Source organism: Pseudomonas sp. P129 (assembly GCF_020312195.1).
Classification (GTDB): domain Bacteria; phylum Pseudomonadota; class Gammaproteobacteria; order Pseudomonadales; family Pseudomonadaceae; genus Aquipseudomonas; species Aquipseudomonas fragariae.
In genome coordinates this window covers 1-15,277 of record NZ_JAGPYS010000018.1, presented here as the reverse complement: position 1 = coordinate 15,277, position 15,277 = coordinate 1, and the positions used below count along the sequence as shown (strand labels likewise).

11 protein-coding genes are annotated in these 15,277 nt (G+C 60.6%); 10 read left to right on the top strand and 1 reads right to left on the bottom strand.

Annotation, left to right across the window (positions count from 1 at the left end):
- Positions 1-8: 8 nt before the first annotated feature.
- Complete coding sequence (locus tag KBY02_RS24850; protein ID WP_032653999.1) at positions 9-494, top strand: hypothetical protein; 486 nt, start codon at positions 9-11, stop codon at positions 492-494.
- 93 nt (positions 495-587) lie between these two features.
- Positions 588-5,375, top strand: a complete 4,788-nt coding sequence (locus KBY02_RS24845) for an RHS repeat domain-containing protein (protein ID WP_225650834.1) — start codon at positions 588-590, stop codon at positions 5,373-5,375.
- Positions 5,376-5,455: 80 nt separating this feature from the next.
- On the opposite strand, the gene KBY02_RS24840 is transcribed toward KBY02_RS24845, so the two are convergent.
- The gene (locus tag KBY02_RS24840; protein WP_003406091.1) at positions 5,456-5,719 is read right to left on the bottom strand and encodes a LuxR family transcriptional regulator; all 264 of its coding nucleotides are present in this window, start codon (positions 5,717-5,719) and stop codon (positions 5,456-5,458) included.
- 242 nt (positions 5,720-5,961) lie between these two features.
- Here KBY02_RS24840 and kdpF point away from each other — a divergent pair, with 242 nt between their 5' ends.
- The 8 genes from kdpF to KBY02_RS24800 all read left to right on the top strand — a co-directional run.
- Positions 5,962-6,057, top strand: a complete 96-nt coding sequence (kdpF, locus tag KBY02_RS24835) for a K(+)-transporting ATPase subunit F (protein WP_003406089.1) — start codon at positions 5,962-5,964, stop codon at positions 6,055-6,057.
- 2 nt (positions 6,058-6,059) lie between these two features.
- Positions 6,060-7,754, top strand: coding sequence for a potassium-transporting ATPase subunit KdpA (gene kdpA, locus KBY02_RS24830; protein ID WP_024660645.1), 1,695 nt, complete (start codon positions 6,060-6,062; stop codon positions 7,752-7,754).
- A 10-nt stretch (positions 7,755-7,764) separates the two neighbouring features.
- Complete coding sequence (gene kdpB, locus KBY02_RS24825; RefSeq protein ID WP_003406076.1) at positions 7,765-9,843, top strand: potassium-transporting ATPase subunit KdpB; 2,079 nt, start codon at positions 7,765-7,767, stop codon at positions 9,841-9,843.
- A gap of 54 nt (positions 9,844-9,897) precedes the next feature.
- Positions 9,898-10,470 carry a potassium-transporting ATPase subunit KdpC gene (gene kdpC, locus KBY02_RS24820; RefSeq protein WP_024641358.1) on the top strand — a complete coding sequence of 191 codons (573 nt, stop codon included), beginning with the start codon at positions 9,898-9,900 and terminating at the stop codon, positions 10,468-10,470.
- 67 nt (positions 10,471-10,537) lie between these two features.
- Entirely contained in the window at positions 10,538-13,201 is a 2,664-nt protein-coding gene (locus tag KBY02_RS24815) for a sensor histidine kinase (RefSeq protein WP_060400679.1), read from the top strand.
- Entirely contained in the window at positions 13,198-13,890 is a 693-nt protein-coding gene (locus KBY02_RS24810; RefSeq protein ID WP_011267403.1) for a response regulator, read from the top strand. The genes KBY02_RS24815 and KBY02_RS24810 overlap by 4 nt, the downstream gene beginning before the upstream one ends.
- Before the next feature lie 96 nt (positions 13,891-13,986).
- Positions 13,987-14,265, top strand: a complete 279-nt coding sequence (locus tag KBY02_RS24805) for a lipoprotein (RefSeq protein WP_003316607.1) — start codon at positions 13,987-13,989, stop codon at positions 14,263-14,265.
- A 747-nt stretch (positions 14,266-15,012) separates the two neighbouring features.
- The coding region (locus KBY02_RS24800; RefSeq protein ID WP_146100309.1) for a transposase at positions 15,013-15,277 on the top strand (265 nt) is incomplete at its 3' end.

Sequence of the window (15,277 nt, the reverse complement as noted above, 5' to 3'; positions counted from 1 at the left end):
TCATTATCATGAATGCGCTAAGTAAAACCTTTGCCTGCATGGCGCTTGCAGGTTTGACAGGCTGTACGTTCGCCCCGTTCCAAAGGGAGGAGGCTGCGCCCCCGGCACAGGCGATCCGACTCATCATGCTTGCAGAAAACGCCGATGGCGGAGGCAAGAACTGCACCTTTACTGCCCAGGACGACGTGGTTTATCTCAACAGGGGCGATCATGCGTGCACGAACGATCAGATGAGTTATTACAAGCTGGATAACGTGCGCTCCGCAGTAAAAATCCGCCTGGAGTCCAGGGATTGTGATGAAGAGGGAGGCTGGGTATTTGAACTCGAGACCTACCTTGACCCCGTTACAACACCCTGGCTCTCCATCGACCAGCTCAGAGGCAAACCGGTCGACACCTTCATCAGTCGCGGCATTATTTTGACCCAGGCATATAGCGGTGATGAAAACATAAAAGGCAAGTTGTCCTGCGTCCGTGTCGATGTATCGGATTAGTCCTCGGTAACACTGGACCTGTCAAGCCTGCTTGACCGTCACCCGCACGGGGTGACGGTTATCCCACTCTATAAAGTTCGAGGTTCATGGATCATGACAGCATCGACTTCCGTACACTCCAACGCGTTCAACTTCCTGAGTTATGTACAGAGCGGCGTTGACCCCCGTACCGGGCAATACACGGTGGCGATCACCCTGCCCGATGTCAAGACCAACGGATTGCGTGGCCCGGGCATGCCACTGGCACTTAACTACAACCCTCTCAACCGCCAGGACAGCGGCTTTGGTCTGGGCTGGAACCTGCAGTTGTCGCAGTACGATCCGGGTAACCAGATCGTGTCGCTGAGCAGCGGCGAGACATTCAAGGTCGATGGCACCAGCGACGACCAGATGCTGATGTCGGAAAAGAAAATCGACAGTTTTCACTTGTACAAGGAGGACGAGACCCATTTCAGGGTGATGCACAAGTCCGGTCTGGTGGAGCTGCTCGAACTGCGTGGCAGCGGGGCCAACAGGGTCGCACTGCCGGTGCGCGTATTCGCCCCGGAAGGTCACAGTGTCACGCTGGATTACGCCTCTTTCGGCGGGTATCAGATGCTCAGCGAAGTAACGGATGACTCGGGTCAGCTTCTGCTCGGCATCAGCCGCGAAGACACGGCGGTGACGCTGCGCATGACCACTGGCGAAGGCCCGGATGCGACATTCAAGATGGTGCTGGGCGGATCGGATCACCGTGTCAACCGTATCGAGCTGCCGACCGACAATGCTGCCTCGTGGCGTTTTGTATACAGCCTGATCCGTGAGCATCTATGCATGACGTCGGTAGAAACACCCGTTGGCGGTCGGGAAGAGATCTTTTATACCGACGGCGGCCATCAGTTTCCTGCGAGGGCGGCACGTCCCCCTCTGCCCAGAGTCACGCGCCATCGCACGACGCCGGGCTTGGGGCAGGCGCAAATGGACGTTTTTTACAGTTACCAGGACAGCGCCGGGCGCGAGCGCAACTTCCTGGGCGCGGGGCTGGATATCGCCTGGGAAGACAATGGTCTGGACAATCTGTATCGCTATCTCGGGGCGGAGCTGTACGAATATTCGTCGACCGAGACATTGCGTGTCCAGGTCGCGGGCAAGCCTGATGCCGAGCGCAGTATCGAACGGACCTTCAACCAGTTTCACCTGCTCACTCGGGAAACCACGCGCAAGAACCTTACCGTCATGCAGGTGGACACTCGGTACTACATCGTGCCGGGACAACCCTTTTTTACTCAGCCTGCCTACTGTCAATTACCCAAGGAGGTCCAGACCACCTGGCGGCTGTCGTCAGACGGCAGTGTGCCGCGCAGTGAAATGGTCAGCAGCACCTATGAAAAAGACGGCAATCTGCTCACTCAGACTCAGGCCAACGGTATGGTCGAGGTCAGTGAGTGGTATCCGGCCGCCGGCGAGGATGGCTGCCCGCCAGACCCTGAAGGCTTCGTCCGCTGGATGAAAAGCAGCAAGATCATCCCGGCGGCGTCCGACTACGGTAATGCCCCGGTCCTGATCACCCGCTATCGCTACACGGCGTTGCCTGCTGTGGATGGCGGTCAGCTGCAGCAATGGCTTGCACCGCAAAGCGAAACGTTACTGATGCAGGCCCCTGAAGATGAGTACGAGCAGCGCCTCACGACCTATGAATATTTCGATGAGCCGAACAACGCACTTCTGCACGGTCGGCTCAAACTGCAACGGGTGATCATGGGCGAGAATGCAACCAGCACAGAGTATGCCTACAGCACCCCTGACAGCGAGATTTATGGCAAGACTGTGCTGCAAACCGTACAGACCGTGACCGGCTTCGATGGCGCGAAGAAGGTCATTACCCTGGAGGATTCTCTGCTCAACGGCGAACCCTTGCTCAATCGCGACGACAACAACGTGGAAATCCGTTATGTCTACGACAGCCTGCGGCGTGTACTGAGTGAAACGGTGGCGCCCAATGATGATATCTACCAGGCGACCAGAAGTTATGAGTATCAGCTCTGTGCCAAGGCTACCGATCAGGCCACGCAGACGCTCATCGACGTCAAGGGGGTCAAAACCTGCAGTCACTTTGATGGCCTCAACCGAGTCATCCATGAGGAGCGGGATGACGCAGATAAACCTGCGCGCGTCGACAAACCTCGACAGACCTACGCTGCCGTTTACGACGCATGGGGGCTCATGGTCAACGAGACCGAGTTTGACTGGCTTGGTCAGCAGGATCTGGCGCTGAAGAGCGTCTACGAATATGACGATTGGGGCGAACAGCGCTGCGTCACCGGCCCGGATAATATCAAGACGTTCGAAGAGACCGACCCCATTGGTACGGCGCAATCGCAAGGCCCTGTTCAGCGTAGCTGGATCGAAGGCACCGATGGCAAAGGGAAAAGCGAGTTCACCGAGACCTGGATGAACCTGTTCGAACAGCCGACCCGTAGCGAGCGACAGGATAAGGCCGGCACCTCGGTCAGTCTGAGCCAGTACCATTACGATGGCCTTGGCCGCCGTGTCGAGGAAATTGTCGGGGTGGTAAACAGAAGGCGGCGCACTACCTATGTCTACGACGTCTTTGATCGGGTGATCGAGTCCACATTGCCAAGCGAGGCCATCGTGCGTCGCAGCTATGCAAGCCACAGCAGCGAAGACTTGCCCATCAGTATCGGCATCGAGCACAACGGCAAAAGCATTGTGTTGGGAGAGCAGTCGTTCGACGGGCTGGATCGTCTGGTCAGTTCTGTCACCGGCGGGCGTAAACGTACGCTTGTTTACGACGTCGGTCTGCTGCAACCCAGAACGGTAACCCTGCCCAGCAAGCGGAAAATCGATTACGAATACAAGCCCCAGGTAGGCGACGAGCCGTGGCGCCGGGTGCAGTCCGAAGCTGAGCCCGAACCTGACACCACCCGCGAAGTTGATCCGCTGAAAGAATCCGGGCCTGGGGCAGCGCCTGCCCGGACCGCGGAGCCGGGTGTGGCTGCCGATTACACGTACGATAAGCAGAATGCTCGTCTGATTCATTCCGAGGAGCAGGGTGAGATACTGGATCGCGAGTATTACAGTACCGGCTCGCTGAAAAGCGAGAAGCGCACCTCAGCAGGCAAAACCTACGACATGTTCTACAGCTACAGCCGACAGGGCCTGCTGCTGTCTTACACCGATGTACTGGGACAGGAACAGGTCAATCGCTATGACACCTGCGGTCGTCTCGAGGAAACCCGGCTGGGTGAGGTTTATTCAACGTTTGCCTATGACGTTGTGTTTGGTCGTCTCGCGAAAATCACCACCACCGACCAAACAGACAGCAGCCGCGAAAGAACCGTCGCGATCAGCCTTGAATATGATGATCTGGGGCGAGAAGTAAAGCGTACATTTGACCTCGATGGTGTCGAGCAGCAGATGGTTCAGGTCTATGACGATGTGGATGACATGGTCCAGCGCACCCTTAGCGAAGGCACGGAAATACTCCGTGACGAACACTACAACTACGATACGTCCGGTCGCCTGACTCAATACCAGTGCACAGGGACTCAACGGCCGGTGGACCCTTATGGCAGGACCCTCCTCGGGCAGAACTTCATTTTCGATGGCGCTAACAACCTGACGTTCGTCACCACCCGCTTCGATGGCGGCAGCAACAATGCCAGGTATTTTTACGAGGGTGACGATCCCGTGCAGTTGAGCCGGGTAACGAACACCAACCACGCGTACTACCCGCCTGAAATCAACCTCCGCTATGACCCGGACGGCAATCTGGACATCGACGAAGCCGGGCGCACGCTCAAATACGATCCCCTCGGCCGCCTGATCGAAGTAGGCACGCCCTCAGCCGGCATTCATTACCAGTACGACCCCCAGGACCAACTGACCGGGGAGACCCGTGGCGGCGACAGGGACCTGCGCTTCTATCGCGACGGAGAGCTGGCCAATCAACTCGGCAGCCAGGGCCAGAGCACCTTCATGCGTGGCGACGACTACCTGCTGGCCGAGCAGCAGGGTGACCGGACGCTGCTGCTTGCCACCAGCGCCAGCGATAGCGTGCTGGGCGAGGTGGCTGCCGACGGGGTCAACCGGAGGTGGTATACGGCCTACGGCCACGCCAGCGGTGAAGATCCACCGCACGGCAGACTGGGGTTCAACGGCGAACTGAGCGAGGCGGATACCGGCTGGCAAATGCTGGGCAATGGCTATCGGGCCTACAGCCCGGTGTTGATGCGCTTCAACAGTCCTGATAGCTGGAGTCCGTTTGGCGAGGGCGGGGTGAATGGGTATGCGTATGTCGAGGGGGATCCGGTGAATATGCGGGATCCAACGGGGCATAGTCCTTGGGGGGCATTGATCAGATTTCTTAGAGCTCCTCTCAATACAGCAGCAGACGCATCCATCCCGAAGACGCTGCTTATTAACAGCAAGAACACACCTGTTCGCTTGAGGAAGATGAAGCCCTCTACCGTAACGAACTTCGAGAAAAGAGTCATCCGCAATGAGAGATACTTCAAGAGCGCAGAGTTTGAGCTAAAAGCACAAGAACAACAACTTTCGTTCTATACGGTCAATGGTAAACGTCCGCCGTCGAAGCTTGTGGCTGCCCATAGCTCTGCTGAAGCGAAAGTTGATATGTACGAATTCATGTACAAAGAGGCACAAAAGGAGTACAGCTATGCGAAGAAACATGAAGGAAAGCGGATTATTACCAAGGAAGCCAGGTCCAAATTAAAAAGCGTAACAATAGAAGATGATATTAATCAGGGTGTCACTGCTCAACAACAAAGGATAGAGCTGGGTAACAAACGGGCGAAGCCGAGTGACATAAGACTCCCCAAGGGTGAAAGACATTACTTGGGTTCGAATCCTGATTACTAACCTGGTGCTTTGGCATAACCGGTCAACGACCTACCTCCCGTTGCCCGGTTTAAACCAGACGCTTGAAGTACGTTTGTATATCACTCCACCAAAATAACCCCCTGCCTGATCGCCATCACCAGCGCCGCCTTCAATGACGTCACCCCGAACTTTCGGCGGATATTGCTGGTATGAAAGTGCACGGTCGCTTCCGAGCACCCTTGTATCCGTGATATTTCCCAGGCGGATTTGCCGAGCGCCACCCATTCCAGGACTTGTCGTTCCTTGGCAGTCAGCTGGACAGTGGCGGGTGTGGTCTGGGAGGGCGGCGTGGTGCCGGGCGGTTTTCCATTGTCGCGAAGCATGGTGAAGTCCTTTCCCTGAAGATCGCCGCACCACGATACCCCTGCATCCCCTAACGCGAACCTGACATAAATGACAGCGCCGCAGGACCGTGAAGGCCTTGCGCCGTCAAGGCTGTAGCGCTTTTTTACAGCTTCTTTACGCCCCGGCCAGCCTGTCGATCTCGCGCCTTTACACCCTGCCTGCGGACAATCACCCCACGCGGCCTGCGCCGTACCGGTGTTGCCTGATGGGGGAAATTTCAATGAGCGTTATGGATGGTATCTCTCTGTTGATGGGAGTCGGGCTGTTCATCTATCTGCTGGTGGCGCTGTTGCGCGCCGACCAGAGTCAGGAGTGATCATGCACAGTTACGATTATCTGTTGATCCTGGCCTTTCTGGTCCTGCTGCTGGCCCCCGCGCCGTGGCTGGGGCGTTTCTATTACCGGGTCATGGAAGGCGAGCGTACCTGGCTGAGCCCGTTGCTGGGGCCGGTCGAGCGCGCCTGCTACCGGATCTCCGGCGTCGACCCGAAAACCGAGCAATCCTGGCAGCAATACGCCTGGGCCTTGCTGGCGTTCAACCTGGCGGGCTTTGTCGTGCTGTTCGCCATCCTCATGCTGCAAGGCGTGCTGCCGCTCAACCCGCAGCAACTGCCGGGCATGGAATGGTCGCTGGCCTTCAACACCACCATGAGCTTTGTCGCCAACACCAACTGGCAGGCCTACAGCGGCGAAGCGTCGCTCAGCTACCTGAGCCAGATGGTCGGCCTGACCGTGCAGAACTTCGTCAGCGCCGCGACCGGCCTGGCAGTGCTGGTCGCGCTGTGTCGCGGCATCAGTCGTCGCTCATCGCAGAGCCTGGGTAACTTCTGGGCCGACATGACCCGCGCCACGCTCTACGGCCTGTTGCCGATCAGTATCGTGCTGGCGGTGTTTCTGGTCTGGCAGGGCGTGCCACAGAACTTCGGCCACTACATCGACGCGCTGACCCTGCAGGGTGCTGATCAAAGCCTGCCGATGGGCCCTGCGGCCAGTCAGATCTCCATCAAGCAACTGGGCACCAATGGTGGCGGCTTCTTCGGCGTCAACTCGGCGCATCCGTTCGAGAACCCCACGGCCTGGAGCAACCTGTTCGAACTGGTGTCGATCCTGCTGATCCCGGCTGCACTGGTGTTCACCTTCGGCCATTACGTCAAGGACATGCGCCAGAGCCGCGCGATCCTGGGCTGCATGCTGGCATTGCTGCTGATCGGCGGTGCGGTCTCGCTGTGGGCCGAGTACCAGCCTAACCCGGCGCTGAACATCGCCGGTGTCGAGCAGACCGCACCGCTGGAAGGCAAGGAAACCCGCTTTGGCACCACCGGCACGGTGCTCTGGTCAGTCGCTACCACTGCGGCGTCCAACGGCTCGGTCAACGGCATGCATGACAGCCTCAACCCGCTGACCGGCATGGTCGCGCTGGTCAACATGATGGTCGGCGAAGTGATCTTCGGCGGCGTCGGTGTCGGCCTCAACGGCATGCTGCTCAACGTGCTTATCGCTGTGTTCCTCGCGGGTCTGATGATTGGCCGCACCCCGGAATACCTGGGCAAGAAGCTGCAGGCGCAGGAAGTCCGGCTGCTGGTCGCGACCTTGCTGGTGATGCCGGTCGGCGTGCTGGTGCTGGGCGCGATTGCCGCGAGCCTGCCCGGCCCGGCCGGTGCCGTCAGCAACCCCGGCCCGCATGGCTTCAGTCAGTTGCTGTACGCCTACACCTCGGCCACGGCCAACAACGGTTCGGCGTTCGGCGGTTTCAGTGCCAACACCGTGTTCCACAACCTGATGCTCAGCCTGGCGATTTTCATCGGCCGCTTCGGCTACATCCTGCCGGTGCTGGCCCTGGCCGGTAGCCTGGCCATGAAGAAGGCCGCGCCGCAGGGCCAGAACAGCTTCCCGACCCATGGCCTGCTGTTCGTCACCCTGTTGACCGTCACGATTCTGCTGGTGGGTGGCTTGACCTTCCTGCCGACCCTGGCACTGGGGCCGATTGCCGAACACCTGAGCCTGGGTTTCTGAGGAACCGATCATGAACTTACCTATTAATCCTGCAAAAAATGCTGCTGCGAAATCTACTGAATCGCAGGCCACCGAGTCGGCAAAAACCGGCATCGCCGCCCTGTGGCGTCCGGCGCTGGTGCAGGCGTTCGTCAAGCTCGACCCGCGTCAGCTTAAGCGTTCGCCGGTCATGCTGGTGGTGGAACTGACCGCCATTCTGACCACCGTGTTGTGCGTGATCCCCAACCCGCAGGTGCCGACTTCGGTTTGCGTGCAGATCGCCCTGTGGCTGTGGTTCACCGTGCTGTTCGCCAACTTCGCCGAAGCGCTGGCCGAAGGCCGCGGCAAGGCCCGCGCCGACAGCCTCAAGGCGGGCAGCGAAGGGCTCAAGGCACGTATCAGGGACGACAATGGCAGCCTGCGCATCATCAATGCCAGCGAGTTGCGCAAGGGTGATGTGGTGCGCGTCGAGATCGGCGAAATGATTCCCGGTGATGGCGAAGTCATCGAGGGCATCGCGGCGGTCAACGAGGCTGCGATTACCGGCGAATCCGCGCCAGTGATCCGCGAATCCGGTGGTGACCGCTCGGCCGTGACCGGCAACACCCGGCTGGTCTCCGACTGGCTGCTGATCCGCATCAGCGCCAACCCCGGTGAATCGACGCTGGACCGCATGATCGCGCTGGTCGAAGGTGCCAAACGGCAGAAGACCCCCAATGAAGTCGCGCTGGATATCCTGCTGATCGGCCTGACCCTGATCTTTCTGTTGGTGGTCATCACCTTGCAGCCGTTCGCCCACTTTGCCGGTGGCAGCCTGCCGCTGGTGTTTCTGGTGGCGTTGCTGGTCACGCTGATCCCGACCACCATTGGTGGTCTGCTGTCGGCCATCGGCATTGCCGGCATGGACCGCCTGGTGCGCCTCAATGTGATTGCCAAGTCCGGTCGCGCCGTGGAAGCCGCGGGCGATGTGCATGTGCTGCTGCTGGACAAGACCGGCACCATCACCTTCGGCAACCGTCGCTGCGCCGCGGTCTACGCTGCACCGGGCGTGACCCCGAAGGAACTGGGCGAGGGTGCTTTGCTGGCCTCGCTGGCCGACGACACGGCAGAAGGCAAATCCATCGTCGAGTTCCTGCGCAATCTGCACCCGATGAACGAGCCGGCCCTGAGCTCGGTGACTGCCGTGCCGTTCAGCGCTGATACGCGTCTGTCCGGCGTTGATTATCAGGGCCACGTGTACCGCAAGGGTGCAGTGGATTCGCTGTTGGCCTTCATCGACATGCAGCGCAGCGAGCTGCCGCCTGTACTGGCCCGTGAAGTCGACAAGATTGCCAAGACCGGCGGTACGCCGCTGCTGGTCTGCGCCAACGGTCGGTTGCTGGGCGCGATCCATCTCAAGGACGTGGTCAAGCCGGGTATTCGCGAACGCTTCGAAGAGCTGCGCAAACTGGGTATCCGTACCGTGATGGTCACCGGCGATAACCCGTTGACTGCCGCAGCGATTGCCGCCGAGGCCGGTGTCGACGACGTTCTGGCTGAAGCCACACCGGAGAAAAAACTGGAGCGGATTCGCCAGGAGCAGGGCGAAGGGCGGCTGGTGGCGATGTGCGGCGACGGTGCCAACGATGCGCCTGCACTGGCCCAGGCCGATGTCGGCATGGCGATGAACGACGGCACTCAGGCGGCACGCGAAGCGGCGAACATGGTTGACCTCGACAGCGACCCGACCAAGTTGCTGGACGTGGTGCAGATCGGCAAGGAGTTGCTGGTCACCCGCGGTGCGCTGACCACCTTTTCGATTGCCAACGACGTGGCCAAGTACTTCGCGGTACTGCCTGCGCTGTTTGCCTCGATCTACCCGCAACTGGGTGTGCTCAACGTCATGAAGCTGGCCAGCCCGCAGAGCGCGATTGTCTCGGCCATCGTCTTCAACGCGCTGATCATCGTCGTACTGATCCCGCTGGCCCTGCGTGGCGTGCGTGTGCAGGCGGCCAGCGCGGCTCACTTGCTGCGTCGCAACCTGCTGATCTACGGCCTGGGCGGCATCGTTGTGCCGTTTATCGGCATCAAGCTGATCGACATGCTGCTGGTCGCACTCGGCCTTGTTTGAAGCCTGTGCTGCACGCCGGTCGGCGTGCAGCCTCACCTGATTGAGGATGTGCAGATGTCCAATGTATTGCGTCCGGCCTTGAGCCTGATCGTGTTGATGAGCCTGATCACCGGCGTGGCCTATCCACTGGTGGTCACCGGGGTTGCGCAAGTGGCGTTTCCGGAGCAGGCCAATGGCAGCCTGGTGTATGACGCGTCGGGCAAGGTGCGTGGCTCGGCGCTGATCGCCCAGTCGTTCACCGGCGATGAGTGGTTCCAGTCGCGTCCTTCGGCTGGCGCATTCGCGACCGTGGCCAGTGGCGCGAGTAACTTCGCGCCGAGCAACCCGGCGCTGGCGACACGCGTGAAAGAGGACGCCGCGAAACTGGCCAATGCCTCGCAGGAACCGATACCAATGGCCTTGCTGACCACCTCCGGCAGCGGCCTTGACCCGCACCTCTCGCCTGAAGCGGTGGCCTGGCAGGCCGGTCGCGTTGCAGCGGCCCGGCAGTTGCCGCTGGACAAAGTGCAGGCGCTGATCGACGCCAATACCCAGCGTCCGCTGATCGGCCCACCCGTGGTTAACGTATTGGCCTTGAATATGAGCCTGAATCAGTTACCGTCTGCACCGCGCAACGCGCAGCTGTAACAAAGTGCGCCATGTCCGCAGCAGATTCACTAAGCTGTAGCTGATCAGAAAGAGGGTGGTAACCAACGTGAGTGATTCCGGTCGAGCTGACGCACTGCTGGCCCAGCTGCCCCGAGAGGGGCGCGGGCGGCTGAAGGTTTTTCTCGGGGCTGCGCCAGGCGTTGGCAAGACCTATGCCATGCTCCAGGCGGCTCACGCGCAGCTGCGCCAAGGCGTGAAGGTGCTGGCGGGCGTGGTCGAAACCCATGGCCGCGCAGAAACCGAGGCGCTGCTCAGCGGCCTGCCGCAACAGCCCTTGCTGCGCACTGATTATCGCGGCATGACCCTCGAAGAAATGGACCTCGACGCGCTGCTCAAGGCTGCGCCGAGCCTGGTGCTGGTCGACGAACTGGCGCACACCAACGCGCCCGGCAGTCGCCACACCAAGCGCTGGCAGGACATTCAGGAACTGCTCGCCGCCGGTATCGACGTCTACACCACGGTCAACGTCCAGCATCTTGAAAGCCTTAATGACCATGTCCGCGGCATCACCGGCGTGCAGGTGCGTGAAACCCTGCCGGACTGGGTGCTGCAGGAAGCCTTTGAACTGGTGCTGATCGACCTGCCGCCCCGCGAACTGCTGGAGCGCCTGCGCGACGGCAAGGTCTACGTGCCGGAGCAGGCGCGCGCGGCCATCGATGCCTTTTTTACCCAGACCAACCTCACCGCGTTGCGCGAAATGGCCATGCAGACAGCGGCGGCGCAGGTCGATAACGATCTGGCGCAGGGCTACCGGCAATTGGGCCAGTCGGCCCCGGCGGTTCGCGGGCGGATGCTGGTGGGCATCGATGGCGATATCCATGCCGAGCGCCTGGTGCGTCATGCCAGTCGGGTTGCCCAGCGTCGCCATCTGCCATGGAGCGCCGTGCATGTGGACGATGGGCAAACCCTCGACGAGCAGTCCCGCGCGCGTCTGCAAAGCGCTCAACAACTGGCCGAGCGGCTCGGCGGTGAAGCGGTTTCACTGCGCGCCGGTGAGGTTGCCAGAACGCTGGTTCAGCATGCCATCGAACGACGTGCCAGCGTGGTGCTGGTCGGCCAGTCGCGTCGGCATTGGCGTCGCCGCGTGTTTGGTGGCGGCGTCGCGGCGCGCTTGTTGCGTGAAGGGCATGGGCTGGAAATCTCGGTGCTCGACGACAGCGAGGAACTGCCCGATCAGCCGCCGCGTGCGCGCCCGGCCCGCGAAGTCGTGTGGTTCGATTACGGTCTGGCGTTCGTCGCCACGTTGATCGCCAGTCTGGTCGCCTGGGGCGTTGCAGGCGTGCTGGCGCTGCCGAACATTTCCCTGATCTTTCTCGCTGCGGTATTGCTGGTCGCCGTGCGCAGCAGCATGGGCCCGGCGCTGGCCTGTGCCGGGTTATCGTTCCTGGCCTATGATTTTCTGTTCATTCCGCCGAGCTTTTCCCTGAACATCCAGCGCGAAGAAGACGTGCTGACGCTGTTGTTCTTCCTGCTGATGTCGGCCCTGACCGGCAAGCTCGCAGCACGCCAGCGCAGGCAGTTGCAGGCATTGCGCGATACCCAGGAACAGACCAGCGAACTGCTCGACCTGTCGCGCAAGATGACCGCCGCCACCGACCGCAAGGCGGTATTCAGCGCCGCCGAGCAGCATTTTTCCGGCTGGAAGGAACTGCACTTGTGCCTGGTCGGCCGCGACGGAGAGGGCGGCAGGGTGGTCGAAACCGGTGGGCCGCTGACCTTCTCGGAAGCCGAGCGTGCTGCCGCCGACTGGGCCTGGAAGCACGATCAACCTGCGGGCAGTGGCACTGGCACCTTGCCGTCCGGACGCTGGTGGTGGTGGCCGATCACCGCAGAAGAAGGGCCGCTGGCTCTACTTGGGGTCTGCGCGCGGGAAGGCCAGTCGTTCACCGCGCAGCATCGACGTCTGCTGGCGGCACTGACCCAGCCACTGGCGCAGGCGCTGGCCCGTGCGCAACTGGCGCAAGAGCTTGAGGCGGCGCGCCTGCACGGTGAAACCGAGCAACTGCGCAGTGCCTTGCTGGCCTCGGTGTCCCACGACCTGCGTACCCCGCTGACCTCGATGCGCGGCAGCATCGACAGCCTGCTGGCCCTGGGTGAAGCCATTCCACTGGAGGATCGCCGCGAGCTGCTGGAAGGCACCCGCGATGAAGCCGAGCGCCTGGACCGCTATATCCAGAACCTGCTGGACATGACGCGTCTGGGGCACGGTGCGCTGAAGCTCGCCCGCGACTGGGTGGCGCCCGCCGATATCGTCGGTAGCGCGCTCAACCGGCTGCGTGCCGTACTGGCGCCGTTGCAGGTCAGCACTCAGGTGACCGGCGAGCTGCCGCTGCTGTACGTGCACGCGGCGCTGATCGAGCAGGCGCTGGTCAATGTGCTTGAGAACGCTGCGCGCTTTTCACCCGTCGATGGACGCTTGCAGGTAGCGGCCGGTGTGGTCGACAGTGAACTGTTTTTCTCGGTCAGTGACGAAGGCCCCGGCATTCCCGAGGACGAACGAGCGAAGATTTTCGACATGTTCTACACCGCCGCCCGCGGCGATCGTGGCGGGCAGGGCACCGGGCTGGGGCTGGCGATCTGTCAGGGCATGATCGGCGCGCATGGCGGACGGCTTTCGGTCGAGGAGGGTATTGATGGGCTGGGTACGCGCATCACGCTGTTTCTGCCGCTGCAGGCGCAGCCGGATGTGGAACTGGAGGAGTCCGCTTGAGCCAGGCGACCACCATTCTGGTCATCGACGACGAGCCGCAGATTCGCAAGTTCCTGCGCATCAGTCTGGCGTCGCAGGGTTACAAGGTGCTGGAAGCCGCCACGGGCGCCGAGGGTCTGACTCAGGCTGCCTTGAATAAACCGGATTTGCTGGTGCTCGACCTTGGGCTGCCGGACATGGACGGTCAGCAGGTGCTGAGCGAGTTTCGCGAGTGGTCGGCGGTGCCGGTGCTGGTGCTTTCGGTGCGCGCCAGTGAGGCACAGAAAGTCCAGGCGCTGGACGCCGGCGCCAACGACTACGTGACCAAGCCGTTTGGCATTCAGGAGTTTCTGGCCCGGGTCAGGGCGCTGCTCAGGCAGGCGTCGGGCAGCGATAAGCCCGAATCTGCGCTTGAGTTCGGGCCGCTCACCGTCGACCTGGCCTATCGGCGCGTGCTGCTCGACGGTCTCGAAGTGGCGCTGACCCGCAAGGAATATGCGGTGCTGGCGCAGTTGGCGCGGCATCCCGGGCGGGTCATTACCCAGCAGCAATTGCTCAAGGATATCTGGGGGCCTACGCACACCGAAGACAGTCACTATCTGCGTATCGTGGTGGGGCATTTGCGGCAGAAGCTGGCAGATGATCCGACCGCTCCGCGGTTCATCCTCACCGAGCCTGGAATAGGGTATCGTCTGCTCGCTGATCACTAGATGAAAAAAGCGAGCAGAGCCCCGTGCTGCGGCACTTTTACTGCCGCGCACCGTCAAAGCCGCACACTCCCTGTTCTCTCTTGAGGTAACACCCGCATGAAAGCCCTTATCTGTCTGCCATTGCTTGTTTTGGTTCTTGCAGGTTGTGCTGGCAAGACCGGATATCGCGACAGCTGCGCCACTCAGCTCGACGCGGCCTGGCATGAGCTGGATCTGGCCAAGGCTGAAGGCTTCGCCGGAACGGTCAGTTACTCGAAGGCCTTGTCGCTGTTGACGGGTGCCAAGACTCAGCAGCAGTTCGAGGCGTTTGAAGGCTGCACCGAGAAGTCCGAAAAGGCCCGCTTCTATATCCGTGAGTCCCGCGCTGGCCGTTGATAGCTGACGATACACAGGTCTGCTCTTGATTCTGGCTGAAGGCCGTGGGAGCGAGCTTGCTCGCGAAGAGGCCAGTAAAGCCCCTGAAAATGGGGCGTCTGGACAATGACTATCATGCTAATGCGTTGGCATGCAGTTCGTGACGCTCTGCGTCACACGGCGGTTTTTCTTTTTCAGGTGGATTGGGGTTCGACTCAGGTCACCTTTTCGCCCCTCGGCGACCTACTTTGATGGGGCCAAAGTAGGCAAACCCCTTGGCTCTGTTTCCGGCCCGACTTCGTCGGGTTCCTTCGCCCTGATACTGATCCGGGGCTCAGCCGTCACTTACGTCGCACTCTGCGTCGTCAGTACCATCGTGTTCGAAAAGCACTTTAGAGTAGTCGGGCTAGAGGGACGGCCCGGAGCCTGATGACTATCGTTCCTCACGCTCCGCGTGGGAATGCAGTTCGTGACGCTCTGCGTCACACAGCTGTTCTGTGATGCCAGGTAGATTGAGGTTCGACTCAGGTCACCTTTTCGCCCCTCGGCGAGTCACTTTGAAGGGGCCAAAGTGACCAAAGCCCCTGGCNCCCGGATCAGCGCCAGGCCTCAGCCGTCACTTACGTCGCACTCTGCGTCGTCAGTGCCATCGCGGTTGAAAAGCGCTTCAGAGCAATTTGGCTAAAGGCACGGCCCGGAAACTGATGACTATCGTTCCTCACGCTCTGGTGTGACCCCCGAAGGTTGGATGCAACCTTTGGAGGCGTCATGGGTAAATATACAGAGCAGGCAAAACTCGCAGCCGTGAAAGAGTATTGTGCCGGCAAGGCAGGTTTGAGGGATGTTGCGCATCGCCACGATGTGGACTTTTCCTGCCTTCGTCAGTGGGTCGCGGCTTATCAGATCCACGGCCCAGCCGCTCTTAAAGAGAAAAGGCGACAGCGTTACAGTGACGAATTCAAGCTAGCTGTTTTGAAGCGCATGCATGATGAGCGATTATCACTGCGCCAGACAGCGGCCTTGTTCGATATCC

Bases quoted from the DNA above. Each gene is read 5' to 3' on its own strand.
- kdpA (WP_024660645.1), top strand. From the start codon at position 6,060: ATGCACAGTTACGATTATCTGTTGATCCTGGCCTTTCTGGTCCTGCTG.
- KBY02_RS24850 (WP_032653999.1), top strand. From the start codon at position 9: ATGAATGCGCTAAGTAAAACCTTTGCCTGCATGGCGCTTGCAGGTTTG.
- kdpF (WP_003406089.1), top strand. From the start codon at position 5,962: ATGAGCGTTATGGATGGTATCTCTCTGTTGATGGGAGTCGGGCTGTTC.
- KBY02_RS24805 (WP_003316607.1), top strand. From the start codon at position 13,987: ATGAAAGCCCTTATCTGTCTGCCATTGCTTGTTTTGGTTCTTGCAGGT.
- kdpC (WP_024641358.1), top strand. From the start codon at position 9,898: ATGTCCAATGTATTGCGTCCGGCCTTGAGCCTGATCGTGTTGATGAGC.
- kdpB (WP_003406076.1), top strand. From the start codon at position 7,765: ATGAACTTACCTATTAATCCTGCAAAAAATGCTGCTGCGAAATCTACT.
- KBY02_RS24840 (WP_003406091.1), bottom strand. From the start codon at position 5,719: ATGCTTCGCGACAATGGAAAACCGCCCGGCACCACGCCGCCCTCCCAG.
- KBY02_RS24845 (WP_225650834.1), top strand. From the start codon at position 588: ATGACAGCATCGACTTCCGTACACTCCAACGCGTTCAACTTCCTGAGT.